The organism is Streptomyces sp. LARHCF249 (genome assembly GCF_052871255.1).
On record NZ_JBIXJQ010000037.1, the window covers coordinates 1 to 1403 of the forward strand.

The following is a 1403-nucleotide window of genomic DNA, read 5'->3' on the forward strand; positions in this document are numbered from 1 at the left end:
GCGAACAGCTGGTCCGCTTCCGGAGCCTGGTAGAAGGCCTGGATACCGCCGAAGCTGGTGTGGACGTCCGACGTCTTCGTCGCGACCGCCGCCCCGCCCGACGAGATCGCCTTGACCTTCTCGTCCAGCACGGCCAGATCCCCGGTGAAGACCGGTATCTCAGCCGGATCGACCGGCGCGTCCCCGCTCACTTCTTGCCCCCCGGCTTCTCACGCAGCACTTCAAGGTTCACGGCGCGGGCGGCGTCCTGGGCGGCCTTGGCCTGGTCCAGGTCGCCTTCCAGGTACTCGTTCGTCGCCTTCACCGCGCCGAGGATGCACGCCTCGATCCGCTCCGCCATCGACTTGAACTCCGGCTTGCGCACCGTCAGGTACTCGCCCAGTGCCGCCGCGACCGGGCCCAGCGCCTTCTGCGGCGCCAGGTAGGCCTGACCGGGAGCCGGGGCCGCACCCGGGGCCAGCGGACCCTGCGGGGTCATCCCCGACTGCGAGCCCGGAACGGCCGTACCCGCGGCCTGCGCCGCCTCCGACATGGCCGTCAGCAGCGCGTTCAACGCCTTCTCCAGCTCACCCGCATTCGTGCCGACCGTCTTCAACTGGCCCTGCACACCCTGCGGCTTGATGTCCCACGACGTCATCGACGACCCCCCGTACAACCCACCAACTGTCCTACCTCACACCGGCCTTCTCAGCCGATGTTGTCGACCGCCGCCTTCGCCCGCTGCAGCGTCTGCCGCGCCGTCGCGTCGTTCTTCTCCAGCGTCGTGTTCAACAGCTGGATGATGTTCTTGACCTCCTGCGACGCGTTCTTCCACCGCAGCTCCTTGGCGTGGTAGTCATCCGCCACACCATCCGCCGCGAAGTCCGTCATCGCCGCAGCCACCTGCGCCTCACGCGCAGCGATCACCTGCTCCAGCTGGCCGATCACCGCCTTGATACCGCCCTGCACCTCAGTCGAGGCACCCACGTCGTACGCACGACGGTCCGTCCCACCTGCCATCACAACCACACTCCCCGTGAACGTAAAGAAAGAAGAAGAAGGAGGCCTAGCGGCCGCGGAAGCGGGCCGCGTCGAAGTTCGCCGAACCCTGCGTCTGCCGCGCGTTCTCGCCCTGCTCCTGGTCACCCGACCCGAACGCCTGCTCCATCCCCGACTGACCACCCAAAATGGCCGCCAGCGAAGCGTTCAGCTCCTTCGCGATCCCGTCCGCACGCAGCTTGAACGAGTCGAACGCGACCTTGCCCTGCCCCTGGAACTTGCCCTCCAACGGCTGCGCCGCAGCCACCAGCTGCTTGATCAGCGAACCCAGATCCGTATTCGAGGTCCGCGACCCCGACATCAGGTTCGACAGAACCTGCGTCCCCATGTCGAACTTCATCCCACTCCCCCGCACATCAGAACGA

The 1403-nt window shown here is 66.9% G+C and carries 4 protein-coding genes; all 4 read right to left on the minus strand.

What is annotated here, in order from left to right; genetic code table 11:
• Window positions 1-191 (minus strand): hypothetical protein (locus ACIPUC_RS37255; protein WP_446594875.1); only part of this gene is annotated, 191 nt, incomplete at its 3' end.
• Window positions 188-637: a DUF6507 family protein gene (locus tag ACIPUC_RS37260; RefSeq protein ID WP_446594876.1), complete on the minus strand. Its 450-nt coding sequence runs from the start codon at window positions 635-637 to the stop codon at window positions 188-190. The genes ACIPUC_RS37255 and ACIPUC_RS37260, both read right to left, overlap by 4 nt.
• Window positions 638-687: 50 nt before the next feature.
• Window positions 688-999, minus strand: a complete 312-nt coding sequence (locus ACIPUC_RS37265) for a pore-forming ESAT-6 family protein (RefSeq protein WP_446594877.1) — start codon at window positions 997-999, stop codon at window positions 688-690.
• A gap of 46 nt (window positions 1000-1045) precedes the next feature.
• The gene (locus ACIPUC_RS37270; protein WP_446594878.1) at window positions 1046-1378 is read right to left on the minus strand and encodes a hypothetical protein; all 333 of its coding nucleotides are present in this window, start codon (window positions 1376-1378) and stop codon (window positions 1046-1048) included.
• Between the last annotated feature and the right edge of the window lie 25 nt (window positions 1379-1403).